Source organism: Azospirillum melinis (genome assembly GCF_013340935.1).
Lineage (GTDB): Bacteria > Pseudomonadota > Alphaproteobacteria > Azospirillales > Azospirillaceae > Azospirillum > Azospirillum melinis.
In genome coordinates, this window is record NZ_WHOS01000043.1 from 17,958 (window position 1) to 42,921 (window position 24,964).

The window sequence follows — 24,964 nt, forward strand, 5'->3', positions numbered from 1 at the left end:
GAAAAAGCTGCAGCAACACCGCCGGTCAGCCGGCCCGTCCCCGCGCGACCAGCGCGAGGATGGTGGCGACCAGTTGGCGCTGTCCTTCGAGGTGACGCAGCGCCGCCTCCGGCGCGTCGGGACCCAGCGCGCGGTCGAGCGTCATTGCCCGCAGCACCGCCAGTACCCGCCCACCGTCGCTTCCGGCGAAGCAGCGGGCGAAGCTGGGCGCCGGGTCGGCGTCCGCTGCCGCGGCAGTTTGCGGATCGGCAGGAAGCGTTGCCTCCAACCAGTCCCAGCCGGCCTGCTCGATCGTCGGGCGATCAGCCATTGGAGCCACCGGCACCCGCTCCGGCGTCCAGCCCGGCACCGGCAACCTGCGCCCGCATCAGCTTGGCCGGCACGCCGAAGGCCTCGCCCAGCCAATGGGCGGTCGCCGCCGCGTCCACCGTGGCCTCCGCCTCCGGCCCCAGCGCCTTGACGCTGTCCAGCCAGCGCAGGGTCGCCTGCACGTCGCGCTGGGCCTGGGCCTGTGCGAGCGGGGAGCGGTGCTGCAACTCCACCAGCCGGCCGTCCACCGTGATGTCGGGGATCTCGCCGCGCCGGCGCAGGATCGACACCGCCCGCAGCACCAGCGGCGTCATCAGCTCCGCCTGCAGGCGGCCATAGGTGGCGCCCAGCAGCCGCGCCATCTCGACCGAGCGTTCCAGCACCTCGGTCGCGGTCATCCGCGCCGACTCCACCGGCCCCAGCCGGTCGATCAGCAGCGCATGTCGGATGCGGCCGCGCAGATCGTCCAGCACCAGCTGCGACACGTCGAACCGGCCGGGATTGGCCAGCGGCGTCAGGCCGGCGGACCCGACCGCCTTGGGGATGATGGTGCCGGGCACCAGCCGGATGGTGGTGGGGTTCAGCACCCCGTCGTCGTCGGCCTGCCAGATGCCGGTGACGGCGATGGAGGCATTCTTCAGCACCAGCTCCACCACCTTGTTGGCGGTCTTGATGTCGGGCAGCGCCTTCATCACCGGTGACCGGCCATAGGTTTCGCCGGGCGCCTTGAGCCAGCGGAAATTGACGAAGGGCGACTGGGCGAAGCGCCCCTGCGCCAGCCAGGACGGCTCGGCCAGCCCGCTGTCCAGCACCACGCCCCAACGATAGGCCGCACCGTCGGGCAGCACCGCCTCGACCAGGGGGAAACGGCTGTCGGGATCCCCGGCCGCCTGCTTGCGCACCTCATCCGGCAGGTCGGCACCGGGGAAGCGCTGAAGGATCTGGGCCAGCGTCGCCTCGCTGCGGCGGAAGGTGGCGTCGAGCCGTCCGTCCGGCCCCTCCTCCAGAACCGCCTCGGCCAGCGGCACGGCGGTGAAGCGCAGGCTGGACGGAGCGCCGGGGGCGGCCTCCTCCATCAGGAGGCTGGCGGTGCCGACGGCAACGAGGTCGAGGAAGGACTGATGGATCTCCACCGCGAAGTTGGAGCGGTCGAAATGGGCCTGGACGATGCCGGCGGCACGGTCGAGCAGCGGAGCGACCCGGTCGCGCTCCGCCCCGGTCAGGGTGGGACCGGTCTGGAAGCCGAACCAGCGCGACCAGGGCGGCGTCAGTTCCGACAGCAGGCTGGCAGCCAGCTGCTCCACCGCATCGGGAGCGGTGCCGTCGAACAGCCGGTCGACCCGGCGTTCTCCCGGCGTGCCGCCGCCGCGGAAGGGCCGCCCGTTGGGCAGCGCATGGTCGTAGCATTCCTGCCAATGGCTTTCCCACACGCTGCGCCGTTCGCGGGCGACGCGGTAGCGATCCAGCAGGGCTTCCGGTTCCGACAGGTCACTCCTCCGCCGGGCAGGCGGTTTCACGGCTGCGGATGCGGGCATGCGCGGTCTCCTCCAGTCAGGTGGCGGTGCAGTTGCCAGGGAGTCAGCACCCGGCGGGCGCGCAGGCCGATCAGGCGCTTGACCGCCTCGACGCAGGTGAAGGGCCCCCAGGGAGCGGTGCCGGCCGGGCGGCATAGCGGGGCGGCGTCGACCGTCAGCCCCTGGGCGCGGTACCAGCCCGGCAGGTCGAAGTCGGCGGGCAGGTCCAGCACCGCAATGTCGGTGAAGCCGGCCAGCGGATCGACCGCCACCCAGCGCCGACCGTCGGTCAGCACGGCCAGGCAGTGGCGGAAGCCTGGCTTGAGCAGCCGCAGCCACCAGAGCGGCGCCTCTCCGCGATAAACGATCCAGGCGGCGGTCCAGGGGGTGGCGCTCATCGCGCGATGCCTTTGTTGCGCAGCGCCGGGGCGATCACGGTGAACGCCTCCTGCCACAGCGAATGGGCACGCTGTTCGCGGAAGCGTTCCGGTTCCGGCGCGCTCTGGCGGCGGCCGTAATGGACCAGCACATGCAGGTGGTCGCGCATCAGCTTGCGCGCCCGGTACAGGCGGTCGATCACCTGAAGAAGGTCCTGCGGCTCGCAGGGCCGTGCGACCTGCCCACAGCCGGCGATGACCCGCGCCCCTGCCGTCTTGGCATCATGCGCCTGCACCGCCCAGAACCACGCCTCCTCCGCGTCGGCAAAGGGTTCGCCCTCGACGCTGTAGGGCTCCGGCTTCAGCGGAACGGTCCGGGAAACGCTGGTTGCTGGCAAAGCGGGGGCAGCCGGACGCAGCATGCTGGTCTCCTTGCGGCTTCGGATTTTTTGAAAAGGGAGGCGCCGGACCTGCATCGCAGCCGCACCATCCGTTTGCGTTATGTTCCTCCCGCAGCCCGCGGTCAATGGTTTTATGAAAAAGTTCCTAGGGACGCTGTCGCTGCTTTATGAGATTATCGTCCCATGCTGAAACATACGGACATCTGGCGGGCCATCGACCGCCTCGCGGTACAGCACGGGCTCTCCGCCTCCGGGCTGGCGCGGCGCGCCGGACTGGACCCGACCACTTTCAACAAGAGCAAGCGCACCACCAACGACGGCAAGCTGCGCTGGCCGTCGACGGAAAGCATCTCCAAGGTGCTGGACGCCACCGGCGCTTCCTTGTCGGAATTCGTGTCGCTGGTCGGCGACGGCGCCGGCACCACCCCGCTGCAACGGGTTCCGGTGATCGGCTATGCCCAGGCCGGGGCGGCCGGCTATTTCGACGATGCCGGCTTCCCGGCCGGCAGCGGCTGGGACGAGCTGCTGTTTCCCAGCCTTGGCGACCCGCATGCCTATGCGCTGGAGATTTCCGGCGACAGCATGGAGCCGGTCTATCGCGACGGCGACACCATCATCGTCTCGCCTGCCGCGCAGATCCGCCGCAACGACCGCGTCGTCGTCCGCACCAAGGGCGGCGAGGTGATGGCCAAGCAACTGATCCGCGAGACGGCGACCAAGATCGAACTGCTGTCGATCAACCGCGCCCATCCCGACCGCAGCATACCGCTGTCGGACGTCGCCTGGATGGCACGGATCATCTGGGCAAGCCAGTGAGGGGGGGCAAACGCCTTCCCACCCGGCGCACGATCCTAGGAAAATTTACCTTTACTGCGCATCCCAACAGGCGGTAACGTCCATCCCATGGACCGTGCCGCCCGCTTGGACAGCCTTCACCGCACCCATGACGCCAAGCCGCCGAAGCAGGAGCTTCGCTCCGCTCTGCTTGGCGGCCCAAACCGCGCCAACGCGATCAAACGCGCCGCAACGCTCCGCCTGCACAGCACGCTCGCGGCGGAAGCGCGGCTTGCCACCGCCCGGCGTCGCGGCGCACTGACCGCCGCAAGCTGCCGGACCGACGCGTGGCTGGCCCGGCTGGCCGCCACGCTGGCCCATCACCGCCGGGCGGTGGTGGCGCTGCTCGATCGGACCGCGTAAAATCGGAATCGATTTGAAGCGTGAATCCGATCGCTAAACATAAAGCTATAGCGTCGTGCGTTTCACATTAAACGCACGACGCTATAGATCAGCGGAACGCATATTCCCAATAAAGCGCCCGCGCCCGCTGGAACAGCGGTCCCGCCGCGAGGCTGCGGTCCTCGACCTTGATCACCGGCACGCATTTGGCGTGGTTACCGGTGGAGAAGACCTCGTCGGCCTCCAGCACATCCTGCGGGGTCAGGGTGCATTCCTCCACCGTCACGCCGTCGTTGCGCAGCAGGGCGATGACACGCTGGCGGGTGATGCCGTTCAGGAAGCAGCCGTTCGGCACCGGCGTGCGCACCACCCCGTCCTTGGCGATAAAGATGTTGGACGTGGCGAACTCCGCCACATTGCCGATGGCGTCCAGCATGATGGCGTTTTGGAAACCACGCTTGCGCGCCTCGGTCAGCGCCAGCCCGGCGTTCGGATAAAGACAGGCGGCCTTGGCCTCGGTCGGGGCCATGGTCGGGATCGGCCGGCGGCGGGTGGAGATGCAGGCGGCGAAGCCCGTTGGCTTCGGCAGCGGGTCCTCGTAGATCGATAGGACGAAGCGCGTGCTCTCCGGTGCTGGGGCGACGAAGCCGTCGTCGGCGTAGAACATCGGACGGATATACAGTTCCGCCTCCTTGGAGAAGCGGTGGATGCCGTCCCAGCACAGCTCTTCGATCTCACCGGCGGTGACCATCGGCTCCAGCCCCATCACTTGGGCGGACCGGATGGCGCGGGCGCAGTGCAGGTCCAGGTCGGGGGCCACGCCCTGGAAGGCGCGCGCGCCGTCGAAGACCGTCGAAGAGAGCCACAGCGTGTGGGACAGCGGTCCGACGATCGGCGGATTGCCTTCCACCCACTCGCCCTGGATCCAGCTCCACGCCTGGCCTGCCATGCCGCCCATGATTTTGGTCCTTCCCTAGAAAGAAAATGTGTCCGTACGCTGGGCGCCGCCGGCCGGCACCGCCCATTCGTGGTTCGTCGTCGTTGGTGATCTCCCGAAGAGCATACCCCCTCGCCGCCATCGGTCAACCGGTGCGCACGCAATCGTCCCGTGCGATGGAGCGGATTGCGGCTTCGGCCGTTGATAGGGGAGAGCGAGCAACCGCAATCCACCGACGGAGGGAAGTTACCCCATGCCGATCACCGATCCCGGCCTCAGCGCCGCCCCACCCAACCCATTCCCGGGTCCGCACGAGGATATACCCGGCGTCGACCTGCCGGGCACCGACAACCCCGACCTGCCCGATCCCGGCGGCCCCGGCACCACCGACAGCCCGGTCCCCGGCAACGACCTTCCGCCGTCGCGCCCGACCGACCCGGATTTCGTCTAGGCACCGGAAACGAAAAAGGCGCCCCCGAGGGGGCGCCTTTTCCATGTCGCAAACGCTTACCCGCGATCAGCGGCGCGCAACCATCAGCTTCTTGATCTCGGCGATGGCCTTGGCGGGGTTCAGACCCTTCGGGCACGCCTTGGTGCAGTTCATGATGGTGTGGCAGCGATAGAGGCGGAACGGGTCCTCGAGATTGTCGAGGCGCTCGCCCGTCATTTCGTCGCGGCTGTCGGCGATCCAGCGATAGGCTTGGAGCAGGATCGACGGGCCGAGATACCGGTCGCCGTTCCACCAGTAGCTGGGGCAGGAGGTCGAGCAGCAGAAGCACAGGATGCACTCGTAGAGGCCGTCCAGCTTGGCGCGGTCCTCCGGCGACTGCAGCCGCTCGCGGCTCGGGGCCGGCGACTGCGATTGCAGCCACGGCTTGATCGAGGCGAGCTGGGCGTAAATGTGCTTCAGGTCGGGGACCAGATCCTTCACCACCGGCATGTGCGGCAGCGGGTAGATCTTGACGTCGCCCGGCACGTCCTCGATCGCCTTCAGGCAGGCCAGCGTGTTCGTGCCGTCGATGTTCATCGCGCACGACCCGCAGATGCCCTCACGGCAGGAGCGCCGGAAGGTCAGCGTGCTGTCGACCTGGTTCTTGATGTAGATGATCGCGTCGAGGATCATCGGCCCGAACTTGTCGAGGTCGACCACATAGGAGTCGACGCGCGGGTTCTGGCCGTCGTCCGGGTTCCAGCGGTAGATCTTGAAGGTCTTGGCCCGCTTGGCGCCGTTCGCGACGTTGACGGTCTTGCCGACGCCGACCTTGGAGTTGGCTGGCAGGTTGAATTCAACCATGGCTGATTTCCTTTATCCGGCGGGCCTTAGTACACACGGGCCTTGGGCGGGAAGACCTCGACCTCATCGGTCAGCGTGTACATGTGGACCGGGCGGTAATCGATCTTCGTCTCGCCATTGTCCGCGACCCAGATGACGGTGTGCTTCATCCAGCCTTCGTCGTCGCGGTTCGGATAGTCCTCACGGGCATGGGCGCCGCGGCTTTCCGGACGGTTCTGGGCGGAGTGCAGGGTGGCGACCGCCTGACCCAGCAGGTTGTCCAGTTCCAGCGCCTCGACCAGATCGGAGTTCCAGACCAGCGAACGGTCGGAGATGGCGATCTCGCCCTTCTTGGCATAGACCGCGTCGATCTTCTTGACGCCCTCGTCCAGGACCTCGCCGGTGCGGAAGACGGCGCAGTTGTTCTGCATCGTCCGCTGCATGTCCAGCCGCAGGTCGGCCGACTTGATCGAGCCCTTGGCGTTGCGGATGCGGTCGAACCGCTCCAGCGCCTTGTCGCAAGCATCCGGCTTGACCGACGGAGCCTTGCCCGGCTGGACGATCTCGGCGGCGCGGATGGCGGCCGCACGGCCGAACACCACCAGATCGAGCAGCGAGTTGGAGCCCAGGCGGTTGGCACCGTGCACCGACACGCAGGCCGCCTCGCCGATGGCCATCAGGCCCGGCACCACCTGGTCCGGGTTCGAAGCGGTCGGCGACAGAACCTCGCAGTGAACGTTGGTCGGGATGCCGCCCATGTTGTAGTGGACGGTCGGCAGAACCGGGATCGGCTCCTTCGTGACGTCCACGCCGGCGAAGATCTTGGCCGTCTCGGCGATGCCGGGCAGGCGCTGGTGGATGATCTCCGGCGGCAGATGCTCGAGGTGCAGGTGGATGTGGTCCTTGTGCTCACCCACGCCGCGGCCTTCGCGGATCTCGATGGTCATCGAGCGGGACACGACGTCGCGCGACGCCAGATCCTTGGCCGACGGGGCATAGCGCTCCATGAAGCGCTCGCCGTTGGAGTTGGTCAGGTATCCGCCCTCGCCGCGCACGCCCTCGGTGATGAGGCAGCCGGAGCCGTAGATGCCGGTCGGGTGGAACTGCACGAACTCCATGTCCTGCAGCGGCAGGCCGGCGCGCAGCACCATGCCGCCGCCGTCGCCGGTGCAGGTATGGGCCGAGGTCGCCGAGAAGTAGGCGCGGCCGTAGCCGCCGGTCGCCAGCACCACCAGCTGGCCGCGGAAGCGGTGCAGCGTGCCGTCGTCCAGGTTCCAGGCCAGCACGCCCTTGCAGACGCCGTCCTCCATGATGAGGTCGAGCGCGAAGTATTCGACGAAGAACTCCGCCTCATGCTTCAGCGACTGCTGGTAGAGGGTGTGAAGGATCGCGTGGCCGGTGCGGTCGGCGGCGGCGCAGGTGCGGTAGGCCTGGGTCTTGCCGTACTGCGCGGTCATGCCGCCGAAGGCGCGCTGGTAGATCTTGCCTTCCGGCGTGCGCGAGAAGGGCACGCCGTAGTGCTCCAGCTCGATGATCGCCGGGATGGCCTCACGGCACATGTACTCGATGGCGTCCTGGTCGCCCAGCCAGTCCGACCCCTTCACGGTGTCGTACATGTGGTAGCGCCAGTCGTCCTCGCCCATGTTGCCGAGCGCGGCCGAGATGCCGCCCTGCGCCGCCACGGTGTGGGAGCGGGTCGGGAACACCTTGGTGATGCAGGCGGTCTTCAGGCCCTTTTCGGCCATGCCGAAGGTGGCGCGCAGACCGGCGCCGCCGGCGCCGACGACGACGACGTCATAGGTGTGGTCGATGATGTTGTAGGCGGTCGCCATGGTCGTCAGGCTCCGATGAAGATCTTCACGACGGCCAGCACGCAGGCGGCCGCCAGGGCGAAGGACAGGAACTTGACGCCGATGATCAGCGCCATCTTCTGCCATTCGGCATGCACGTAGTCCTCGATGACCACCTGGAGCCCGGACTGGGCATGGTGGAAGGTGACCACGGCGGTGAGGATCATCATCACGGCCGAGAAGGGCGACTTCATCCAGGCAATGAAGGCGGCGTGATCGGCACCGAGATGACCGATGACGCCGAAAACGAACCACACGGTCAGCGGGACGAGCGCGATCGACGTCAGGCGCTGCGACCACCAGTGTTCGGTGCCGTGCTTGGCGGAACCCAGACCGCGTGCGACCTGCAACGGCGAGCGGAGGGTCTTGCTATTGGACGCCATGTCTTTTTCTCCTCACCACACGGCCAGGCCGACGATCCAGGTCAGGACGGTCAGCGCTGCCGTCGCGACGAGCACGACCTTGTTGTTGCGTTCGGCATCGGCCAGTTCGATCGCCTTGCCGGCATCCCAGACCAGATGGCGGATGCCGTTGCACAGGTGGTAGTACAGCGCCGCCGACCAGCCGAACATCAGCAGCAGGCCGAAGAAGGAGCCGATGAAGCCCTGCGCGCGCGCGAACGCCTCCGGCCCGGCGGCGGCGGCAACCAGCCACCAGACCAGCAGAAGCGTGCCCACAGTCAGCCCGACGCCCGTGATGCGGTGCGTGATGGACATGACTGCAGTCAACGGGAGTTTATAGACTTGAAGGTGCGGGGAGAGCGGCCGACCGCTGCCGTTTGCCATTGCGTCGTCCTCTGTTCGCGGCCGGACGCGGCGCAACATGACGATTGCCGCGGCGGCTGGGTGGTGCGTGCCCTTTTGGGACGGCTGTCCCGTCCTATTGGTTGGCGCAATGAATTACGCTCCCGCAGCATCTGAGTCAACGGCGGGGGGTGGCCGAAAGTGCTGGTGTGACGATTTTGGCGCAGCGCGGGAAGTGGCTGAAAAGAAACGGCCTTCGGGTCCTGTGGTATTACCAGCCAATGAGGACAGTCCGGGACCGCCGCGCTTGCGCTGGCGCTACTTGTCGAAGCGGCGCACGTTCTCGACCATCATCGAGTACATCTGTGTAATCAATTCCGCGGGACGAAGACGACCGAACGGAATGTTGTCCTTCGCCCATTCGACCAGACCCGGCGGCGGCTTCACCGGCGCCACCTCGTACCCCGCCTTCTTCAGGGCGGCGGTCACAGCCTTCGCCTGCTTGGCGTAATCCTCGTTGAAGAAGGACTTGTCGGCATCCTTGATCGCCTTGGCGATGATGTCCTCGATGGGGGCGGGCATGCCGATGCTGGAACCGGATCTGGTTTGCGAAGGTGCCGACACCCTGTCACAGCACGGGGGCCTTCGCAATTCCCCGCTGCCCGCCAGCTGCAATACCGCCCGTTCCTGCCATTGTCAGACGCGGCCGACGTTGCAGCCCGCCCAAAATCGCAAGCACGGAAGGAGATGATCACAATCACTGAAAGTAATTGATTAACGGTTTTTACCCAAAAGACCAATGCAGATCGGTCTCTGTTCGGAAGATCAGTGGACAGTCTTTGCTGAAATGGTTCAGCGTTGCCCGCATTCACTGCTTTTCAGTGCATTCCTGGCTACGAAGATAAGGAACCGGGATGGTGCATTCAAGGGACACGGCGCTCGACCTTGGCTCCGACACCTTCGGGCCGGACGCATTGGGGGAGGCACCCAGCAAATCACGCGAGACGATCCTGTTCGCGGGCGCGGTGTCGCTCTTGGTGCTGGCATTGTGGAGCATTCCGCTGCTCAGCTTCGGCGACGGCGGCGTCCATGTCGCGATGGCGCACCTGCTGACGGTGCTGGCGGCGGGCACCGCCGACCCCATCCTGTCCCAGTACTTCATGCTCAACCTCCATAGCGAGCCCAACTGGTTCATCTATCCGATCCTGGCGGCTCTGCTTCAGGTCTTCGATCCCTATACCGCTGAGAAAATTCTGCTCACCTGCTATGTGATCGGACTCCCCTATGCTTTCCGCTACGCGGTGACGGCGGTCAATCCACGCAACGCGCCCCTTTCCTGGTATGCCCTGCCCTTCGTCTTCTCCTGGCCGCTTAATCTCGGCCTGTACAACTTCATCTTCAGCCTGGTTTGGCTGTTCGTCGCGCTGGGCTATGCGCTGCGCCACTGGGAGGCGATGACGCCGCGCCGGACGCTGGCGCTGACCCTGCTGGGGCTGGTCACCTACTTCTCCCACCTCACCGCCGCCATCGTACTGTGCCTGAGCCTGGGCGGGTTCGGCATGTGGGTGCTGTGGAGCGGGCGTCGCCCGGGACCGTCGGGGTTGCGGATGTCGGGCAAGCTGGAGGCGAACCGACTGTGGGCCCCATTCGCCGCCTTCGCGGCAGCGATGCTGCCCATCGTCGCGTTGACGCTGCTGTTCGTCCTGCGCAACACCGGGCAGAAGGTGGAGTTCGGGCCGGACCTCTGGTACCGGACCAAGATGCTGGTCTATGGCAACGTCATCCTGTCGCACACACGCTGGGAAGGGGCGTTTGCCATGCCGGTGGCTCTGCTGCCCTTCGTCACGGCGGTACTTATTGTCCTCCGCCGCCGGCGGGGACGGATGGCCGTGCAAAATGGCGCCCTGAACGGAATGCTGGCCGGGGCGCTGCTGGTCCTGCTGTTCAGCTATGCCATTCCCAACAGCACCTCCGGTGGCGGGCTGGCGGTACAGCGGATCCAGATCTTCCCTTACCTGCTGCTCATGCTGTGGCTGGCGGCGGCCACCGACTGGAGAGCGCTGCGCCGGACGACGGTGGCAATCGCCGGAACGGCAACGGCCGGGCTGCTGGTCATCAACATGGTCCACAACCACCTGAACAGCCGCTATCTGGCGGAGTTCGACAGCACGGCACCGCAGCTGGAGCCGGGGCGGACCATGCTGCTGCTCGACTTCACCGGATGGAAGGCCAGCCCGGACGGGTTGCGGGACAGCTTCCGCCTGAACTTCGTCGGCCATCCGCAGTCACGCTTCGTGGCGAGCCGCCCTCTGGTCGACCTGAACATCTACCAAGCGTCGACGCCGAACTTCCCGGTGCGCTACCGGCCCGACGCCGATCCATACATCCATCTGCGCGGCAACGGCGCCAATCCGGAGACTCCGCCGACCGACGAGTTCCTGATGGCCGGCACGCGCAGTGCCATCCGCGTCGATTATGTCCTGGTCTGGGGGCTGACTCCGCAGCGCGCCGCCATGGACGGCGCCAGGCTGACACTGGACCAGTTGGATGCAGGCTATGAGCTTGCCGGTGTCTCCGAACATGGCTGGATGCGCATCTACCGGCGCAGGGATTGACGCCAGCCGGCGGCCGGCAGGGCGGGAGTCCCGCTCGTCGGCGGTCAGGACGCCAGCGCCGCGTCCTTTTCCGCGATGACGTTGGCGATGGCGGCGCGCTCAGCGGCGGTCAGGCGCAGGCTGGCGCTCTTCAGCTGGCCGCAGGCGGCCATGATGTCCTCGCCGCGCGGGGTGCGGACCGGGCTGGCATAGCCGGCATTGTTGACGATGTCGCCGAAGACCTGGATCGCCTTTGCGGTCGACCGCTCGTAAGGGGCGCCCGGCCATTCGTTGAAGGGGATCAGGTTGATCTTGGCCGGAACGCCTTCCAGCAGCTTGACCAGCGCCCGTGCATCGGCCGGCGTGTCGTTGATTCCCTTCAGCATCACATATTCGAAGGTGATGCGGCGGGCGTTCGACAGGCCCGGATAGTTCCGGCAGGCCTCCATCAGCTCGCGCAGCGGATATTTGCGGTTGATGGGCATGATGATGTCGCGCAGCTCGTCGGTCACCGCATGCAGGCTGACCGCGAGGTTCACGTTCAGCTCCTGGCCGCAGCGCTCCATCATCGGCACGACGCCGGAGGTCGACAGCGTGATGCGCCGCTTGGAGATCGAGATGCCGTCGCCGTCCATCACGATCTTCAGCGCCTTGGCGACGTTGTCGTAATTGAACAGCGGTTCGCCCATGCCCATCATGACGATGTTGGACAGCATGCGCCCGTCGGGCGGTGCCGGCCATTCGCCCAGCATGTCGCGCGCCAGCATCACCTGCGCCACGATCTCCGCCGCGTCCAGGTTGCGCACCAGACGCTGCGTTCCGGTGTGGCAGAAGCGGCAGGTCAACGTGCAGCCGACCTGGGAGGAGACGCAGAGCGTGCCGCGGTCCTCTTCGGGGATGTGGACGCTCTCCACCTCCTGCCCGTCGGGCATGCGCAACAGCCACTTGCGGGTGCCGTCCGCCGACTTCAGATCCTTCACCACCGTCGGCCGCGCCACAATGTAGGCATCGGCCAGCTTTTCCCGCACCGGCTTGGCCAGCGTGGTCATCTCGGCGAAATCGGTGGAGCCGCGGTGATAGAGCCAGTGCCAGAGCTGGCGGGCCCGGAACTTTTCCAGGCCGATCGACAGCATCTCGGCTTCCAGCTCTTCGCGGGACAGACCGACAAGGTTCTTGCGTCCGTCGGCATCGGTCGCCGGCAGAACGAAGGCGGAAGCATGATTGGAGGCGCTCATGGCCCCATTACATAGGGCCATGCGCGCGCGGAGTCAAAAGACTCGAAGGCAAAAAGACCAAGTAATCCGCTGCGGCGATCAGCGCTTCACGCCGCAGGCCTCGTTGATGGCGTCATAGGCCTGCCCGACGCCGGCCAGGCTGTAGGTGTCGGTCGTCTTGGTGCCGCGGCCGGACACGCCCTTCACCACCATCTGCTTGCCGTTGCGCAGCGCCGCGGTCACGGCGCGGTCGGCGTCGGCATCGCGGGCCCAGGCGGTCTCGCCGTCGGTGAACAGCTTGAAATCCTTGCCGTCGATGCTGACCTCGGCCTCGCTGCCCTTCTTGAACGGATAGCCGACGATGACGCTGACGACGTCAAGGGCCTTTTCCGCCGGGCGGTGGGTGACCAGCGTGTAGATGTCGCCGCGCTTCGCCTTCGGCTCCGACTTCTTGGGCTGGCTGGAGATGTAGCACACCTTCTGGCCCTTCTCCTCGAACAGGAACGCGTTCCAGTCCTTGAAGGTGCCGAGATGGCGCGGGTCGGCCGCGGCGGCCGGCGCGGCGGTCACGCCGGCGGCCAGAAAGCCGGCGGCGAGGATGGAAGAGACGACAGAACCGGCAAAGACGGCCCCGGCAAATCGGCGGACGGCGTTGGGAAGCAACATCGGTCTTGCGTCTGCTCGTTGTTGGTCCGTGGGGTGCGGGCGGACACTACCCCAAACGGACTGACCATTCCAAGACCGCCGGGCCGGTGCAGGTTCGTTTCTCACAGGCCGTCCTGCTCGCCGCGTGACATTTTGACACGCATAGGCACAATGGGGGGTCATAAACTTGCCGCTGGCGTAACCGGGGGTTCACGCTATACCTGCGCCCGGCATGAGCGCGACGGGGACTGGCATGGCCAAGCTACTGGTGGTGGACGACGATCCGGTCACGCGCAACCTGATCCGCGCGATCCTGACCCGCGAAGGCCATGACCTGACCCTGTGCGCCAGCGCCCCGGAAGCCATCGGCATCCTTTACGTCCAACAGTTCGACCTCGTCCTCACCGACATCATCATGCCCGACCATGACGGGTTCGAGGTCATCAAGGCCGCACGGACGCTGCGCCCGGAGATGCCGGTGGTCATCCTGTCGGCCATCGACGACAAGGTACCGGCCGAACTGACCTCCGCCGCCTTCGCCAAGCTGGGCGTGTCGCGGGTGATCTCCAAGCCGGTCAACCCCAGCCTGCTGGCGTCGGAGGTGTTGGCGGCACTTGTCGCCGGTTGAATGAACTATGCAATGGGATTACTTTGCCGGACGCGCACCGCACACGCGCAACCGCTGGGAATGCTATGCTCCACGACGATGCACGGCCGGAGATGGCCGATCCGGTCGCCAAACCACCGTTCAAGGTTCTGGTCGTCGATTCCGATCCGTCGCTGCTGGCCAAGGCTCGGTCGGCGGTGGAAGGGCTGTCGATCGACGGCGCAGGGGTCGACCTGACCGGCGCCACCTCAGCCGTCGAGGCGCGCGACGCCCTGCAGCGGCATCCCGACACCGCCCTGATCCTGCTGGAGACCGCGCTGGACGGTGCGAAGGCGGGGTTGGAGCTGGTGGCCTACCTGCGGCGCGAACTGGGCAACCAGCGCACCCGCATCCTGGTCTGCACCGACGAGCGGGATGCAGAAACCGGGAGTTCGGATGCCGGAAGCGAGGATGAGGCCATCGCCGCCAACGACGTCGGCGATTGGCGGGTCAAGGCGGAACTGACGCCGCGCGCATTGCGCACCGCCGTCGCCAGCCAGCTGCGCACCTTCGCCAGCCTCCAGGCACTGGCGGCGGGGCGCAAGGGGCTGGCTCGCATGCTGGTGGCAACCACCGGCCTGCTGGAAATGCGCACGCCCGACGTGCTGTTTCCCAACATCCTGCCGCGCGTCGTCGGGCTGCTCGGCATCGGCCACCATGCGCTTCTGTGCATCCAGGGCGACACGCTGCCGCGCGACCGCAAGATCCGCGTGCGCGCCTCCACCGGCCGCTTCGCCAAGTGGAAGGACGTAGAGGTCGCGGAGCTTGGCGAACCACGGGTGGAGGCGGCGCTGGAGCGGTTGTCGCCCAGCAGCGAGACGATCATCGAGCCGGATTTCTGCGCGCTGCGCCTGCGCGCCAACGGCGGCATCACCGGCATGATCTATGTCGAGGGCCGCAACGACGGCACCGCCCGCGAATGGCAGCTGATGGAGCTGTTCCGCAACAAATGCTCCATCGCTTTCGAGAACGCCCTGCTGATCGAGGAGCTGAACACCTCGCAGAAGGCGACCGTCCTGGCGATGGGTGCGCTGGCCGAATACAAGGACAACGCCGCCACCGGCCATCTTCAGCGCATCGAGAAGCTGGTGGGCTCCATCGCCCGTGAGCTGCATCAGCGCGAGAAGTTCCGGGACGAGCTTGACGCCGACTTCGTCGAGAAGGTCGGGCTGGCGGCCCTGCTGCACGATGTCGGCATGCTGAGCGTGTCGGACGAGACGCTGGGCATGCCGGGCGAGCTGACCGGCATCGACATGCAGATGATCCAGCGCCACACCGAGATCGGCCACCGCATCCTGGCCGAGGCGGCGGTGCCGCTGCGCGGCCGGTCGCTGCTGTCCATCGCGGCGGAAATCGCGCGCTACCACCATGAGCGCTATGACGGATCGGGCTATCAGGAGGGTCTGCGCGGCAGCGCCATTCCCATCGGCGCCCGCATCATGGCGGTGGCCGATGTGTTCGACGCGCTGATCACCAGCCGCCAGTACCGCAGCGCCTGGGCGGTGGAGGACGCGATGGCCTGGATCGTCGAACGGTCGGGCCGCGATTTCGACCCCGACGTCGTCGATGCCTTCGTGCATGTCATCCGCCGCTTTCAGACCGACGACCCCGGCTGGTTCCCGAAGGCGGGGGGCGGCCACGGCATGCTGGGCGGCGCCATCGGCCGCAAGCTGCGCGCCCTGTTCGGCCGCCGGGCGGAGGCGATGTAGCCTCCGCTCCCGGAGGGCACGGGAGCGCATGTCGCTTTGGCAGGATTTTGACGCCCACCGGCACTAGCGCCACTCACCCCGGCGCACGAAGCCCGCTATTCTCCCTGGCATATCCCCTGAGCCGGAGACCGTGCCATGCTGGACCTGCGACCCAACTGCGAATGCTGCGACCGGGACCTGCCGCCCGAGGCGACGGACGCCTATATCTGTTCCTTCGAATGCACCTTCTGCGCCGATTGCCGCGCCCGGCTGCCGGGGGAGCGCTGCCCGAACTGCGGGGGAGAGCTGGTGCGGCGGCCGATCCGCCCGGCAACGAAGCTGGCTGCCAACCCGCCGTCGGCCACGCGCATCGTGAAGCCGGACGGCTGCGCCCCGCTGTTCTAGCCCTGACGGATGGAAGGCCCGGATCGGCAGTGCTGTCGCTGGCGTTCGCCGCGCAAATCGGCCAGACTGGCGCCATCGCTCCCGGGGATCCGCCCCCGGACGGAGCGCAGGGACCGTCGCAGCATGCTCACGCTCTACAGCTTTCCCACGCCCAACGGACGCAAGGCCTCCATCCTGCTGGAGGAGTTGGGGCTGCCCTACACCGTCCACCGTGTCGATCTGGCCGCCGGCGAGAACAAGCGGCCGGACTTCCTGGCGGTCAGCCCGATCACCAAGATTCCGGCACTGGCGGAAGAGCTTCCGGGCGGCCGGGTGCGGCGCCTGTTCGGCTCCGGCGCCATCCTGCTGCATTTCGCCGAGCGCACCGGCCGGCTGCTGCCCGAGGATGAGGACGAGCGGGCGGAGGCGATGAGCTGGTTCATGCTGGGCATCAGCGACCTCGGCCCCACCGCCATCGACATGCAGCGCTTCGCCGCCCGCTCCCCCGACCGCATCCCCCATGCCATCGACCTGTACAAGGGCGAGCTGATGCGTTGCTATGCGGCGCTGGAGGAGCGCCTGGGTGCGGCGGAGCATCTGGCCGGCGCCTCCTACTCCATCGCCGACATCGCCTGCTTCCCCTTCATCGCCGCCGCGGCGGTGGCGGGCGGCGGATTGCTGGAGCGGTTCCCCAACCTGAAGCGCTGGCACGACACCGTCGCCGCAAGGCCGGCGGTCCAGCGCGGAATGTCAGTTCCCGACTTGGCCGCTTCCGGCTGAGCAGACGATCCTCGACCGTCAGCCTTTCTCACCCGGCTTTCCCCGAACGCCATCCGGCCGTTCCAACCAGACGTTAGAGACATGCCGATCAACAACCGCATCGCCGCCTTCCAGGACGACATGACCGCGTGGCGGCGCGACATCCACGCCCACCCGGAACTGGGGTTCGAGGAAAAGCGCACCTCCGACATCGTCGCCACGAAGCTGGCGGAGTTCGGCATCGCGGTGCATCGCGGCCTGGGCGGGACCGGCGTGGTCGGTACGCTGACGGGGCTGGGCACCGGGAGCGGCCGGACCATCGGGCTGCGCGCCGACATGGATGCGCTGCCGATGCCGGAGGCCAACGACTTCGACCATGCCTCGCGCCATGCCGGCAAGATGCACGCCTGCGGCCATGACGGGCACACCACCATGCTGCTGGGTGCCGCCCGCTATCTGGCGGAGACCCGCAACTTCGACGGCACCGTCCACTTCATCTTCCAGCCGGCCGAGGAAGGGTTGGGTGGGGCGAAGCGGATGATCGACGACGGGCTGTTCCAGCAGTTCGACTGCGAGCAGGTCTATGGCCTGCACAATTGGCCGGAGCTTCCGGCCGGCCGGATCGCCGTGCATCCCGGCCCGGTGATGGCCGCGGCCAACCAGTTCGAAATCCAGGTGACCGGCCACGGCGCCCACGCCGCCATGCCCCATCGCGGCATCGATCCGGTCCTGGTGTCGGCCCACATCGTCACCGCGGCGCAGAGCTTGGTCAGCCGCGGCACCAACCCGGCCGAGAGTGCGGTCGTGTCGATCACGGTGGTGGAGGCCGGGACCGCGGCCAACGTCATCCCCGACAGCGCGCGGATGCGCGGCACCATGCGTACCTTCTCGGAAGAGAACCACCGCCGCATCCAGGAGCAGTTCGGCCGCCTCGTCACCAGCATCGCCGAAGGTCTGGGTGCCACGGCGGAGTTGCGCTTCCGCCCCGGCTATCCCGCCACGGTCAACAGCGAGCCGGAGGCGCGCATCGCCGCCGCGGCCGCCGCCAAGGTGGTGGGCGAGGAGAATGTGGTCTGGGCGCCGGACCCGACCATGGCGGCGGAGGATTTCGGCTATATGCTGAAGGAGCGGCCGGGCGCCTATATCTGGCTCGGTCATGGCGGACATCTTGGGTCCTCCTGCCGTCTGCACAACCCGCATTACGACTTCAACGACGCGATCCTGACCACCGGCGCCAGCTATTGGGCGTCGCTGGTCGAGACGATCCTGCCGCGGAGCGCCTGACCGTCCCATGAAGCTGCCGTCCCGTCCCCGCCTGATCCCGCATCCATTCCCACATCTGATCCCGCTGCTGTTCGCCCCTGCCCTTCTGCTGGCCTCCTGCCAGGGCGGCAACGACCGCGCCGACGGCAACCTGCTGCCGGCGCAGGCGGAGGCGGGCACCGTCTGGCAGGGCGACCACAGCAGTGCCGCCGAGCGCGCCTATGTCGTCGCCCGCGACAGCGGCGAATGGTCGGCACTGTGGGCACGGGTCGGTGAGCCGGCCCCGTCCTCCCTGCCCGGCGGGCGGATGGCGGTGGCGGTGTTCCTGGGGCCGCGCGACAGCGCCGGCTACGGCGTCGCCATCGACAGCGTGCAACAGAAGGGCGCCGACCTGATCGTCGGCTATCATGAGATGGTGCCCGGCCCCGCCCAGGCGGTGGCGCAGATGCGCACCAGCCCCTACGCCATCCGCCTGCTGCCCGGCACGGCGGGGACGCCAAAATTCGTTCGGGGGAAGTAGAAGACGGAAGGTGGCGTCAGACCGCCACCCTCACCGCGGCATCTGCCACGGCAGCTCCCCACCGACCAGCTTGCCGGCATCCGCCGACGGCAGCGGGCGGGCGAAGTGGTAGCCCTGGCCATAGTCACAGGCCAGCGCCCGCAGCAGGTTGGCGTCGGCGCTGGTCTCGATGCCTTCGGCGATGACGTCGAAGCCCAGCAGGCGCGCCAGATCCATGATGATGCGGACGATGGCGCGGTTTTCCTCCGACTGGTGCATGGCGGAGACGAAGGAGCGGTCGACCTTCAGGCTGTCGATGGGCAGCTTGTGCAGGTAGGACAGCGATGAATAGCCGGTGCCGAAATCGTCGATCGACAGTTTGATGCCCAGCGCCCGCAGATCGCGCAGCAGGCGGATCGACTGTTCCGCCTTGTCCATGACAGCACTTTCCGTCAGCTCCAGCTTGATCCAGGACGGCTCCACCCCGGTTTCGCGCAGAACCTCGCGCACAACCTGGACGAAGTTGGGGTCGGACAGCTGGTGGGTGGACAGGTTGACGCTCATGAACAGCGGGGCGGAGCCCGGTTCGCGGCGGTCCTGCCACTCCGCGATCTGCAAGCAGGCCTGCCGCAGCACCCAGGTGCCGAGCGACACCACAAGGCCGGTGCTCTCTGCGATGGGGATGAAGATGCCGGGCGGGATGTTGCCGCGTTCCGGATGGTTCCAGCGCATCAGCGCCTCGAACCCCGCCAGCCCGCCGGTCACCATCTCCACGATGGGCTGGTAGGCGACCCACAGGTCGCTGCCGCTGTCCAACGCGCTGCGCAGGTCGTGCTCCAGCCGCACCTGCTCGACCACATGGGAATGCATCGCCGGGTCGAACCAGGCCTGCCGCCCGCTGCCCTGTTCACGGGCGCGGGCGGTGGCGATCTCGGCATCGCGCAGCACGTCGTCGGGACGTTCGTGGGTCGGCGACGCGACGGCGACGCCGATGCTGGCGGACAGGAACACCGTGCCGCCCGAACTGGAACGGGCGGAGCGCACCACCGACGCCAGCTCTTCGATGGCGCCTTCCAGCACCGGCCGGTCGCAGGCGCCGCCGGCCAGCATGGCGAAGGCATGGTCGCTGACGCGGGCGATCAGGTCGAAAGCGGCGGCCTGCGCCGCCATCCGCTGGGCCAGACCGTCCAACACCTCGTTGGCGAAGCCCTGGCCCATGCTGCTGCGGATTTCCGCGAAGCGGTCGATGTCCAGGATGACGAGGGTGAAGGGCTCGCCCATGTTGCGGTAGTCCGCCATGTGCTTCAGCAGCATCAGGCGGTTGGCCAGCCCGGTCACTGGGTCGTAATAGGCGAGGCGGAACAGGTCGTCCTGCACCTGCCGGCGTTCGGTCATGTCCTGCAGGATGACGAAGTAGCCGGTGACGGCGCCGTCTTCCGCCCGGTGCGGCGCATGAAGCCGCGTGACGTAACGCTGCTGGCCGTCGGCCTGGGTGATCCAGCCTTCCGTCTGCACCGTCTCGCCCGCCAGCGCGCGCTTGGCCGCCCCGACGGTGTTGCGCAGCTGGTCCTGCCCCAGCAGGTCGCCGATGGTGCTGCCGACCGCCTTCTCCAGAGTTGTCCCCATCATCTCCAGATAGGCGCGGTTGGCGTAGATGTGCCGCCGCTGCGGGTCCATCAACGCCACCTTCACCGTCATGGCGTCGAGAATCTGACGCAGGGCGTCGAGCCCCGGCGCGCCGGATGTGGCACCCGATAAAGCGTCGGCCAGCGCGGTGATTCGGGGATCAGGACTCATGGCGAGGATAGAGTGGGGTACTCATCAGGAAATCGATACCCAACACTTACGCGAAGTGTCACCCGCCCGTCAAAACCAAAGCTGCCTTAGTGCAACAGAGCTTGAACGTTTCTATAGCCCATCCATCGGAGACACGGCTGCATATCCATGGGCATATCATAGTATTCATTCAAGCGCGGGTTGCACCATCGCCAAGCGCACAATCCCGATTTTCTGTTCCTCACTGTGCGAATAGAGGAATGGATTTCGTTTTTTAGCAGAGTGTCTGCGGCCTGCGATTGCATCCCAAGTCGAATGTTCGGCGGACGATCGGTCTTGTGCGGTGCAGGAACGCGGCAAAGGCATGGCTGTGCCCTATAATGGAAGGACATCGGCGGACAGACGGGGATTTATACTGCCAAAACAAGTGGGGACAACGACGTTAGGGACGACGCCCGACCCGGCGCCTTCCCGGCCGTAAACCCACGGATGAAGCGCCCCGATGAAAGGGCAACGGTCACCATTTTGGGCAGGAACCACGCCATGGCTCTCAAGGACTTCCTGGTCGTCGTCGACGATACGCCCGCGTCCGCAGCGCGTCTCGACCTCGCAGCTCGGCTCGCGGCGCGGTGCGATGCGCACCTGACCGCGCTCTATGCCTTCACCGACATGGTGTTCCCCGGCTACATCGAAGCCGAAATCCCGCAGGAATTGCGCGAAAGCCGCCGCCAGAGCCGCAAGGACCAGACGGACCGGATGCAGGCGGCCTTCGACGACGTCATGCGCCTTCATGGCATGACCGACCGATCCGAATGGCTGGCGCAGGAAGCCGATCCGACCATCGCCGCCGCGGTGCGCGGCCGCTATGCCGATCTGGTCATGGTCGGCCAGCCCGATCCGGACCGCGACCGCGACCAGCTCGTCGCCCAGCCGGCGGACCTTCTGTTCGAATGCGGCCGGCCGCTCCTGGTCGTGCCCTATGCCGGCCGTTTCTCCAGCATCGGCGAGCGGGTTCTGGTCGGTTGGAACGGCAGCCGCGAGGCAGCGCGCGCAATCGGCGACGCCATGTCCCTGCTGACCGCCGCCAAGCGCGTCGTGGTGATGGCGGCCAATCCGAAGCCCGGCCCGAACGGCCTGGGCGACGAGCCCTGCGCCGACATCGCCCGCCATCTGTCCCGCCACGGCTGCCGCGTGGAGGCCACCCATGTCGCCACCGACGTGGTGGAGCCCGGCGACACCCTGCTGAACATGGCCGCCGACGAAAGCTGCGACCTGCTGGTGATGGGCGCCTACGGCCGTTCGCGCTTCCGCGAACTGGTGCTGGGCGGCATGACCCGCTTCATGTTGCAGCACATGACTGTTCCGGTGCTGATGAGCCATTGAGGGGGCGCAGTCAGGAGGCAGGTGGGGGCATCGCCGACGGACAGGTCCCCGCCCGCTTCCCCGTCCGTGGGGTTAAGCGACCGCCCGCCTCTCCCCGAGTCCCTCCGCAACCACTGCGAGTCGCCCCTCCCAGCCCGTGGGGAAAAGCGACCGTGCCCCTTTGTCCACCCTGCTCCCCTTGGGGAAAAGCGGCGGATTCGTGGGGACAAGCGGCGCGACTCGGGGTTTCCCCATGGGGACAAGCGGCGACTCAACTAATAAGTCTAACAACTAACCGTCGACTAGCACGGTCGCCTAACCCCACATTGACTCCATCGGCCACCGCTCACCAGGATGCCACAACATCTGGGTGAGGGCGCGATGGGCGACATACACAGGCTCGTGATCGAGCATGGCCGGGACAAGGCGCGCGCCCTGGTCCGGCCCGAAGAGCGGACGCTGGTGGACATCGCCGCCGACATCCTGGCGGACGAGAACCAGCATCTCGGCATCACCTACAGCGGTTTCTGCCTGACCAGCCTCCCGCACAAGAAGCTGGCCGACGACATGCCCTGGGAGAAGCGCGGCCATCAGGTGACGCTGCTGGTCGAGCCGGGCCGGTTGAAGGTGAACGGCAAGATGAAGCTGTTCGGCGTGCCTTATGGCGCGCGGGCGCGGATGATCCTGATCTATCTGCAGACCCAGGCGGTGCGCACCGGCCGCCGTGAAGTCGAACTCGGCCGCTCCATGCGCGACTGGCTGACCCGGATGGGCATCAGCGTCGGCGGCGAGACCTTCCGCGGCTTCCGCGAACAGTCTCTGCGCATCTCCGCCTGCTCCTTGAAATTCTTCTGGGACGGCGAGGATGCCGACGTCTTCGAAAAGGGCGGCATCGTCAAGCGCGGCCTGATCTTCCACGACGCTCTCGGCGACGACCGCCAGGGCACGCTGTGGAACGACGTGGTCCAGCTGGACGAGACCTTCTTCCAGGCCCTGCGCGACCATCCGGTTCCCCTGCTGGAGGAAGCGGTGCGGCAGTTGAAGGACCGCTCGCTGAGTCTCGACCTCTATGTCTGGCTCGCTTACCGGCTGCATTCGCTGAGCCGGCCGCAGCCGATCTTCTGGCCGTCGCTCTATGCGCAGTTCGGTGCCGGCTATGACCAGATGAAGCATTTCAAGCCGCGCTTCGTCCAGGCCCTGCAATATGCGCTGGCCGCCTATCCCGACGCGAAGGTCGAGCCGGCCGACGACGGCGTCATCCTCCATCCCAGCCGCCCGCCCATCGCCCGCCTGCTGGCGTAGAAGCGTGGGGTTAAGCGACCGGCACTGAAATTCCTGGCCGAACTCCCGCGGTCGCTTTCCCCCACACCCCGGCAAGCCCGCCCGCCATTGACCCACGTCATTGGGGGGGTCCCTCCCCTCCCCCTAAGATCGCCGCCAGTTCCCGAACCGGAGAGGCTTTGCCTTGGACGCCCTGTCGCTGCTGGATGCCGGACTGAACCAGTGCGCCGTGGTCATCGACCGCGACGGCGGGCTGTTGCTGGCCCTGCTGACCGCCGGGCTGGTGGGCGGCACCACCCATTGCGCCGGCATGTGCGGCCCCTTCGTGCTGGCCCAGGTGTCGGCGCGGCTGGAGCGGGTGCCGCTGTCGACAATGTCGGAGTTCCGGCGACTGACCGGGGCGGCGGTGCTGCCCTATCATGCCGGCCGGGCAACGACCTATGCGCTGGTCGGCGCGCTGTCGGCCTCGGTCGCCGGCCATATCGGGGCACTGCCCGGCCTGCGCTGGCTGTCGGTGGCGTTGCTGGCGCTGGCGGCGCTGTTCTTCCTCGGCTATGCCGCGCGCGGCGTCCTGTCCTGGCTGCCGAAAACTCCGTCGCTGGGGAACGACCGACTGCAGCGCTGGTGGAGCGAGCGGGTGTCCGGCCTCGCCCGGCCGCTGTTCGGCAACCCGACGGGCTGGCGCGGCTATGGGCTGGGGGTGGCGCTGGGCTTCATTCCCTGCGGGATGCTCTATGGCGCCATCGCGGTGGCGGCGGCGAGCGGCAGTGCGCTGACCGGCGCGCTCGGCATGGCAGCCTTCGCGCTCGGCACGGTGCCCAGCCTGCTGGCGGTCGGGCTGGCCGGCCATATCGCCGGCCGCACCTGGCGCACCGCGGTCGCCCGCGTCGCCCCGGCGATCATGCTGGTGAACGCCGGGGTGCTGGGTTGGATGGCCTGGAAGCTGGTTGCGTAAACCAGCCCCTCAGCCTGTTTTAGTGGATACCGCCACCCTTCAGCGCGTCGCCCAGCGGAACCTGTCCGCTGCCGGGCTTCAGCGGCTGCTGCTGGCTCTCGTGCGGCGACCAGCCGGCCAGGTAGAGCACTTCGAAGGTCACCGGGATGCGCCCGTCCGGCTCGGCATAAAGCTCGGCATAGCGCCGGGCCGCGTCGAACAGCAGGGCACGGGTCGCAGGGACCTTGCGCCGCGCCAGAACGGCATTGGTCTCGCCCATGCCGCGCAGTTCGCGCATCAGGGCGAAGGCGTCGGAATAGGTGACGGTGATCACGTCGCTGTCGACCACCGGCAGAGCGAAGCCCGCCCGTTGCAGCAACCCGCCGGCATCCTTGATCTCGGCGAAGGGAGACACGCGGGGGGAGACGCCGCCCGACACCTCCATCTCCGCCTCGTACAGGCAGCGGCGCAGTTCGGCCAGGGTCTGGCCGCCCAGCATGGAGGCGCAGAAGAAGCCGTCGGGCTTCAGTGCTTGGCGAATCTGAACCAAGGCGCCCGGCAGGTCGTTGACCCAGTGCAGGCTGAGATTGCTGACGGCCAGATCGAAGCTGCCGGGGGCGAAGGGCAGAAACTCCTCGTCGGCGGCGACGGTGGCAGCGACGGCGGGGTTGCTGGGATCAAGGGCGGCGCGGGCGAAATCCGGCGACAGGTCGCAGGCGAACAGCCGTTCGATTCCCTTGCGGCCTTTCAGGATCCGGCCCATCGCCCCGTCATGGCAGCCGACGTCCAGCGCCAGCGGAAAGGGACGGATCACATCTTCCAGCCGGTCGGCGAGGCGGTCGGCGATCTCCTCGAACAGGAAGGCGTGGTCGGTGAATTCGGCGACGGCGCGGTCGCGGCGGCGGCGGACGAGCGCACGGTCGAAGACGGTCATGCTGTCGGGGCTTGTCATGGCCGCACTATACCCCAGCCCGGCGGCGCGACAACCGTGCTACACTCGCAGCCCAGCCACCTTCTCCACAGCAGCGCTCCCGAATGGGAGGAAAACCGGACAGGCATCGGAATGGGCATCGACGAGGCTATTTCCGTCAGTCATGAAGCGCTGATGGTCATCCTGAAAATCTCGCTGCCGACGCTGGGCATCACGGCATTGCTGTCGGCCGGACTGATGCTGTTCCAGAGCGCCACCAACATCAACGAGTCGTCGTTGCAGCAGGACATGAAGTTCTTCGCGACGCTGCTGATCCTGTTCGCCACCGGCCCGGCGATCTATCTGGCGCTGCGCGACTATACGGCGGTGATCTTCGAGCGCATCGCCATGCTGCAGTGACGGATCGGG

Annotated in this window: 28 protein-coding genes; 14 read left to right on the forward strand and 14 right to left on the reverse strand. The window is 67.1% G+C overall.

The window, feature by feature from the left end; translation table 11 throughout:
- Positions 1-25: 25 nt before the first annotated feature.
- From GBZ48_RS25420 to GBZ48_RS25435, 4 genes are read right to left on the reverse strand one after another with little or no spacing between them, the layout of a single operon-like run.
- Positions 26-310: a Bbp19 family protein gene (locus tag GBZ48_RS25420; RefSeq protein WP_174473566.1), complete on the reverse strand. Its 285-nt coding sequence runs from the start codon at positions 308-310 to the stop codon at positions 26-28.
- Positions 303-1,844 (reverse strand): portal protein, encoded by a 1,542-nt coding sequence (locus GBZ48_RS25425; RefSeq protein WP_174473567.1) that lies wholly within the window; start codon positions 1,842-1,844, stop codon positions 303-305. Before GBZ48_RS25425 ends, GBZ48_RS25420 begins: the two co-directional genes overlap by 8 nt.
- Complete coding sequence (locus GBZ48_RS25430) at positions 1,823-2,221, reverse strand: hypothetical protein (protein WP_174473568.1); 399 nt, start codon at positions 2,219-2,221, stop codon at positions 1,823-1,825. Before GBZ48_RS25430 ends, GBZ48_RS25425 begins: the two co-directional genes overlap by 22 nt.
- A complete protein-coding gene (locus GBZ48_RS25435) occupies positions 2,218-2,622 on the reverse strand; it encodes a hypothetical protein (RefSeq protein ID WP_174473569.1) in 405 nt (134 codons plus the stop codon). The genes GBZ48_RS25430 and GBZ48_RS25435 overlap by 4 nt, the downstream gene beginning before the upstream one ends.
- A 162-nt stretch (positions 2,623-2,784) precedes the next feature.
- On the opposite strand from GBZ48_RS25435, the gene GBZ48_RS25440 reads away from it, so the two are divergent.
- Positions 2,785-3,417 carry a S24 family peptidase gene (locus GBZ48_RS25440; protein WP_174473570.1) on the forward strand — a complete coding sequence of 211 codons (633 nt, stop codon included), beginning with the start codon at positions 2,785-2,787 and terminating at the stop codon, positions 3,415-3,417.
- Between the two features lie 87 nt (positions 3,418-3,504).
- Complete coding sequence (locus tag GBZ48_RS25445) at positions 3,505-3,798, forward strand: hypothetical protein (protein ID WP_174473571.1); 294 nt, start codon at positions 3,505-3,507, stop codon at positions 3,796-3,798.
- Between the two features lie 88 nt (positions 3,799-3,886).
- Here GBZ48_RS25445 and GBZ48_RS25450 read toward each other — a convergent pair whose 3' ends face one another.
- Positions 3,887-4,735, reverse strand: coding sequence for a branched-chain amino acid aminotransferase (locus tag GBZ48_RS25450; protein ID WP_246307448.1), 849 nt, complete (start codon positions 4,733-4,735; stop codon positions 3,887-3,889).
- Positions 4,736-4,967: 232 nt separating this feature from the next.
- Here GBZ48_RS25450 and GBZ48_RS25455 point away from each other — a divergent pair, with 232 nt between their 5' ends.
- On the forward strand, positions 4,968-5,165 hold the full coding sequence (locus GBZ48_RS25455) for a hypothetical protein (protein WP_174473572.1): 198 nt from the start codon (positions 4,968-4,970) through the stop codon (positions 5,163-5,165).
- A 66-nt stretch (positions 5,166-5,231) separates the two neighbouring features.
- Here the strand turns inward: GBZ48_RS25455 and GBZ48_RS25460 are convergent, their stop codons facing one another.
- From GBZ48_RS25460 to GBZ48_RS25480, 5 genes are all read right to left on the reverse strand, one after another.
- The gene (locus GBZ48_RS25460) at positions 5,232-6,008 is read right to left on the reverse strand and encodes a succinate dehydrogenase iron-sulfur subunit (RefSeq protein ID WP_109443469.1); all 777 of its coding nucleotides are present in this window, start codon (positions 6,006-6,008) and stop codon (positions 5,232-5,234) included.
- Positions 6,009-6,034: 26 nt separating this feature from the next.
- Entirely contained in the window at positions 6,035-7,819 is a 1,785-nt protein-coding gene (gene sdhA, locus GBZ48_RS25465; RefSeq protein ID WP_109051846.1) for a succinate dehydrogenase flavoprotein subunit, read from the reverse strand.
- A gap of 5 nt (positions 7,820-7,824) precedes the next feature.
- Complete coding sequence (gene sdhD / locus GBZ48_RS25470; protein WP_174473573.1) at positions 7,825-8,220, reverse strand: succinate dehydrogenase, hydrophobic membrane anchor protein; 396 nt, start codon at positions 8,218-8,220, stop codon at positions 7,825-7,827.
- A 12-nt stretch (positions 8,221-8,232) separates the two neighbouring features.
- The gene (sdhC, locus tag GBZ48_RS25475; RefSeq protein WP_174473574.1) at positions 8,233-8,622 is read right to left on the reverse strand and encodes a succinate dehydrogenase, cytochrome b556 subunit; all 390 of its coding nucleotides are present in this window, start codon (positions 8,620-8,622) and stop codon (positions 8,233-8,235) included.
- A 276-nt stretch (positions 8,623-8,898) separates the two neighbouring features.
- Positions 8,899-9,162, reverse strand: coding sequence for a hypothetical protein (locus tag GBZ48_RS25480; protein WP_014248979.1), 264 nt, complete (start codon positions 9,160-9,162; stop codon positions 8,899-8,901).
- Between the two features lie 332 nt (positions 9,163-9,494).
- Between GBZ48_RS25480 and GBZ48_RS25485 the strand changes: the two genes are divergently transcribed.
- Complete coding sequence (locus tag GBZ48_RS25485) at positions 9,495-11,195, forward strand: hypothetical protein (RefSeq protein WP_174473575.1); 1,701 nt, start codon at positions 9,495-9,497, stop codon at positions 11,193-11,195.
- Between the two features lie 44 nt (positions 11,196-11,239).
- Here the strand turns inward: GBZ48_RS25485 and rlmN are convergent, their stop codons facing one another.
- Positions 11,240-12,409 carry a dual-specificity RNA methyltransferase RlmN gene (rlmN, locus tag GBZ48_RS25490; RefSeq protein WP_174473576.1) on the reverse strand — a complete coding sequence of 390 codons (1,170 nt, stop codon included), beginning with the start codon at positions 12,407-12,409 and terminating at the stop codon, positions 11,240-11,242.
- Between the two features lie 78 nt (positions 12,410-12,487).
- The gene (locus GBZ48_RS25495) at positions 12,488-13,054 is read right to left on the reverse strand and encodes an invasion associated locus B family protein (RefSeq protein WP_098738831.1); all 567 of its coding nucleotides are present in this window, start codon (positions 13,052-13,054) and stop codon (positions 12,488-12,490) included.
- Positions 13,055-13,286: 232 nt separating this feature from the next.
- On the opposite strand from GBZ48_RS25495, the gene GBZ48_RS25500 reads away from it, so the two are divergent.
- The 6 genes from GBZ48_RS25500 (at position 13,287) to GBZ48_RS25525 (ending at position 18,293) form a co-directional block, all read left to right on the forward strand.
- Entirely contained in the window at positions 13,287-13,661 is a 375-nt protein-coding gene (locus tag GBZ48_RS25500; protein WP_174473577.1) for a response regulator, read from the forward strand.
- Positions 13,662-13,726: 65 nt separating this feature from the next.
- The gene (locus GBZ48_RS25505) at positions 13,727-15,388 is read left to right on the forward strand and encodes a response regulator (RefSeq protein WP_174473578.1); all 1,662 of its coding nucleotides are present in this window, start codon (positions 13,727-13,729) and stop codon (positions 15,386-15,388) included.
- Between the two features lie 135 nt (positions 15,389-15,523).
- Positions 15,524-15,772, forward strand: a complete 249-nt coding sequence (locus GBZ48_RS25510) for a DUF1272 domain-containing protein (protein ID WP_174473579.1) — start codon at positions 15,524-15,526, stop codon at positions 15,770-15,772.
- 123 nt (positions 15,773-15,895) lie between these two features.
- On the forward strand, positions 15,896-16,531 hold the full coding sequence (locus GBZ48_RS25515; protein ID WP_098738827.1) for a glutathione S-transferase family protein: 636 nt from the start codon (positions 15,896-15,898) through the stop codon (positions 16,529-16,531).
- Between the two features lie 81 nt (positions 16,532-16,612).
- The gene (locus GBZ48_RS25520) at positions 16,613-17,794 is read left to right on the forward strand and encodes a M20 aminoacylase family protein (protein WP_174473580.1); all 1,182 of its coding nucleotides are present in this window, start codon (positions 16,613-16,615) and stop codon (positions 17,792-17,794) included.
- 7 nt (positions 17,795-17,801) lie between these two features.
- Complete coding sequence (locus GBZ48_RS25525) at positions 17,802-18,293, forward strand: protease complex subunit PrcB family protein (RefSeq protein WP_174473581.1); 492 nt, start codon at positions 17,802-17,804, stop codon at positions 18,291-18,293.
- Positions 18,294-18,323: 30 nt separating this feature from the next.
- Here the strand turns inward: GBZ48_RS25525 and GBZ48_RS25530 are convergent, their stop codons facing one another.
- Complete coding sequence (locus GBZ48_RS25530; RefSeq protein ID WP_174473582.1) at positions 18,324-20,069, reverse strand: putative bifunctional diguanylate cyclase/phosphodiesterase; 1,746 nt, start codon at positions 20,067-20,069, stop codon at positions 18,324-18,326.
- A gap of 522 nt (positions 20,070-20,591) precedes the next feature.
- On the opposite strand from GBZ48_RS25530, the gene GBZ48_RS25535 reads away from it, so the two are divergent.
- The 3 genes from GBZ48_RS25535 (at position 20,592) to GBZ48_RS25545 (ending at position 23,646) form a co-directional block, all read left to right on the forward strand.
- Complete coding sequence (locus tag GBZ48_RS25535) at positions 20,592-21,431, forward strand: universal stress protein (RefSeq protein ID WP_174473583.1); 840 nt, start codon at positions 20,592-20,594, stop codon at positions 21,429-21,431.
- Between the two features lie 360 nt (positions 21,432-21,791).
- Positions 21,792-22,712, forward strand: coding sequence for a replication protein RepA (locus GBZ48_RS25540; RefSeq protein ID WP_174473584.1), 921 nt, complete (start codon positions 21,792-21,794; stop codon positions 22,710-22,712).
- A gap of 163 nt (positions 22,713-22,875) precedes the next feature.
- Positions 22,876-23,646, forward strand: coding sequence for a sulfite exporter TauE/SafE family protein (locus GBZ48_RS25545; RefSeq protein ID WP_174473585.1), 771 nt, complete (start codon positions 22,876-22,878; stop codon positions 23,644-23,646).
- Positions 23,647-23,665: 19 nt separating this feature from the next.
- Here GBZ48_RS25545 and GBZ48_RS25550 read toward each other — a convergent pair whose 3' ends face one another.
- Positions 23,666-24,577 carry a methyltransferase domain-containing protein gene (locus GBZ48_RS25550; RefSeq protein WP_174473586.1) on the reverse strand — a complete coding sequence of 304 codons (912 nt, stop codon included), beginning with the start codon at positions 24,575-24,577 and terminating at the stop codon, positions 23,666-23,668.
- A 111-nt stretch (positions 24,578-24,688) separates the two neighbouring features.
- On the opposite strand from GBZ48_RS25550, the gene GBZ48_RS25555 reads away from it, so the two are divergent.
- The gene (locus tag GBZ48_RS25555) at positions 24,689-24,955 is read left to right on the forward strand and encodes a flagellar biosynthetic protein FliQ (protein WP_174473587.1); all 267 of its coding nucleotides are present in this window, start codon (positions 24,689-24,691) and stop codon (positions 24,953-24,955) included.
- The last annotated feature ends 9 nt before the right edge of the window (positions 24,956-24,964 follow it).

Excerpts from the sequence above, each read along its gene's own strand:
- GBZ48_RS25420 (WP_174473566.1), bottom strand. The coding sequence starts at position 310 with ATGGCTGATCGCCCGACGATCGAGCAGGCCGGCTGGGACTGGTTGGAG.
- GBZ48_RS25425 (WP_174473567.1), bottom strand. The coding sequence starts at position 1,844 with ATGCCCGCATCCGCAGCCGTGAAACCGCCTGCCCGGCGGAGGAGTGAC.
- GBZ48_RS25430 (WP_174473568.1), bottom strand. The coding sequence starts at position 2,221 with ATGAGCGCCACCCCCTGGACCGCCGCCTGGATCGTTTATCGCGGAGAG.
- GBZ48_RS25435 (WP_174473569.1), bottom strand. The coding sequence starts at position 2,622 with ATGCTGCGTCCGGCTGCCCCCGCTTTGCCAGCAACCAGCGTTTCCCGG.
- GBZ48_RS25440 (WP_174473570.1), top strand. The coding sequence starts at position 2,785 with ATGCTGAAACATACGGACATCTGGCGGGCCATCGACCGCCTCGCGGTA.
- GBZ48_RS25445 (WP_174473571.1), top strand. The coding sequence starts at position 3,505 with ATGGACCGTGCCGCCCGCTTGGACAGCCTTCACCGCACCCATGACGCC.
- GBZ48_RS25450 (WP_246307448.1), bottom strand. The coding sequence starts at position 4,735 with ATGGGCGGCATGGCAGGCCAGGCGTGGAGCTGGATCCAGGGCGAGTGG.
- GBZ48_RS25455 (WP_174473572.1), top strand. The coding sequence starts at position 4,968 with ATGCCGATCACCGATCCCGGCCTCAGCGCCGCCCCACCCAACCCATTC.
- GBZ48_RS25460 (WP_109443469.1), bottom strand. The coding sequence starts at position 6,008 with ATGGTTGAATTCAACCTGCCAGCCAACTCCAAGGTCGGCGTCGGCAAG.
- sdhA (WP_109051846.1), bottom strand. The coding sequence starts at position 7,819 with ATGGCGACCGCCTACAACATCATCGACCACACCTATGACGTCGTCGTC.
- sdhD (WP_174473573.1), bottom strand. The coding sequence starts at position 8,220 with ATGGCGTCCAATAGCAAGACCCTCCGCTCGCCGTTGCAGGTCGCACGC.
- sdhC (WP_174473574.1), bottom strand. The coding sequence starts at position 8,622 with ATGGCAAACGGCAGCGGTCGGCCGCTCTCCCCGCACCTTCAAGTCTAT.
- GBZ48_RS25480 (WP_014248979.1), bottom strand. The coding sequence starts at position 9,162 with ATGCCCGCCCCCATCGAGGACATCATCGCCAAGGCGATCAAGGATGCC.
- GBZ48_RS25485 (WP_174473575.1), top strand. The coding sequence starts at position 9,495 with ATGGTGCATTCAAGGGACACGGCGCTCGACCTTGGCTCCGACACCTTC.
- rlmN (WP_174473576.1), bottom strand. The coding sequence starts at position 12,409 with ATGAGCGCCTCCAATCATGCTTCCGCCTTCGTTCTGCCGGCGACCGAT.
- GBZ48_RS25495 (WP_098738831.1), bottom strand. The coding sequence starts at position 13,054 with ATGTTGCTTCCCAACGCCGTCCGCCGATTTGCCGGGGCCGTCTTTGCC.
- GBZ48_RS25500 (WP_174473577.1), top strand. The coding sequence starts at position 13,287 with ATGGCCAAGCTACTGGTGGTGGACGACGATCCGGTCACGCGCAACCTG.
- GBZ48_RS25505 (WP_174473578.1), top strand. The coding sequence starts at position 13,727 with ATGCTCCACGACGATGCACGGCCGGAGATGGCCGATCCGGTCGCCAAA.
- GBZ48_RS25510 (WP_174473579.1), top strand. The coding sequence starts at position 15,524 with ATGCTGGACCTGCGACCCAACTGCGAATGCTGCGACCGGGACCTGCCG.
- GBZ48_RS25515 (WP_098738827.1), top strand. The coding sequence starts at position 15,896 with ATGCTCACGCTCTACAGCTTTCCCACGCCCAACGGACGCAAGGCCTCC.
- GBZ48_RS25520 (WP_174473580.1), top strand. The coding sequence starts at position 16,613 with ATGCCGATCAACAACCGCATCGCCGCCTTCCAGGACGACATGACCGCG.
- GBZ48_RS25525 (WP_174473581.1), top strand. The coding sequence starts at position 17,802 with ATGAAGCTGCCGTCCCGTCCCCGCCTGATCCCGCATCCATTCCCACAT.
- GBZ48_RS25530 (WP_174473582.1), bottom strand. The coding sequence starts at position 20,069 with ATGAGTCCTGATCCCCGAATCACCGCGCTGGCCGACGCTTTATCGGGT.
- GBZ48_RS25535 (WP_174473583.1), top strand. The coding sequence starts at position 20,592 with ATGGCTCTCAAGGACTTCCTGGTCGTCGTCGACGATACGCCCGCGTCC.
- GBZ48_RS25540 (WP_174473584.1), top strand. The coding sequence starts at position 21,792 with ATGGGCGACATACACAGGCTCGTGATCGAGCATGGCCGGGACAAGGCG.
- GBZ48_RS25550 (WP_174473586.1), bottom strand. The coding sequence starts at position 24,577 with ATGACAAGCCCCGACAGCATGACCGTCTTCGACCGTGCGCTCGTCCGC.
- GBZ48_RS25555 (WP_174473587.1), top strand. The coding sequence starts at position 24,689 with ATGGGCATCGACGAGGCTATTTCCGTCAGTCATGAAGCGCTGATGGTC.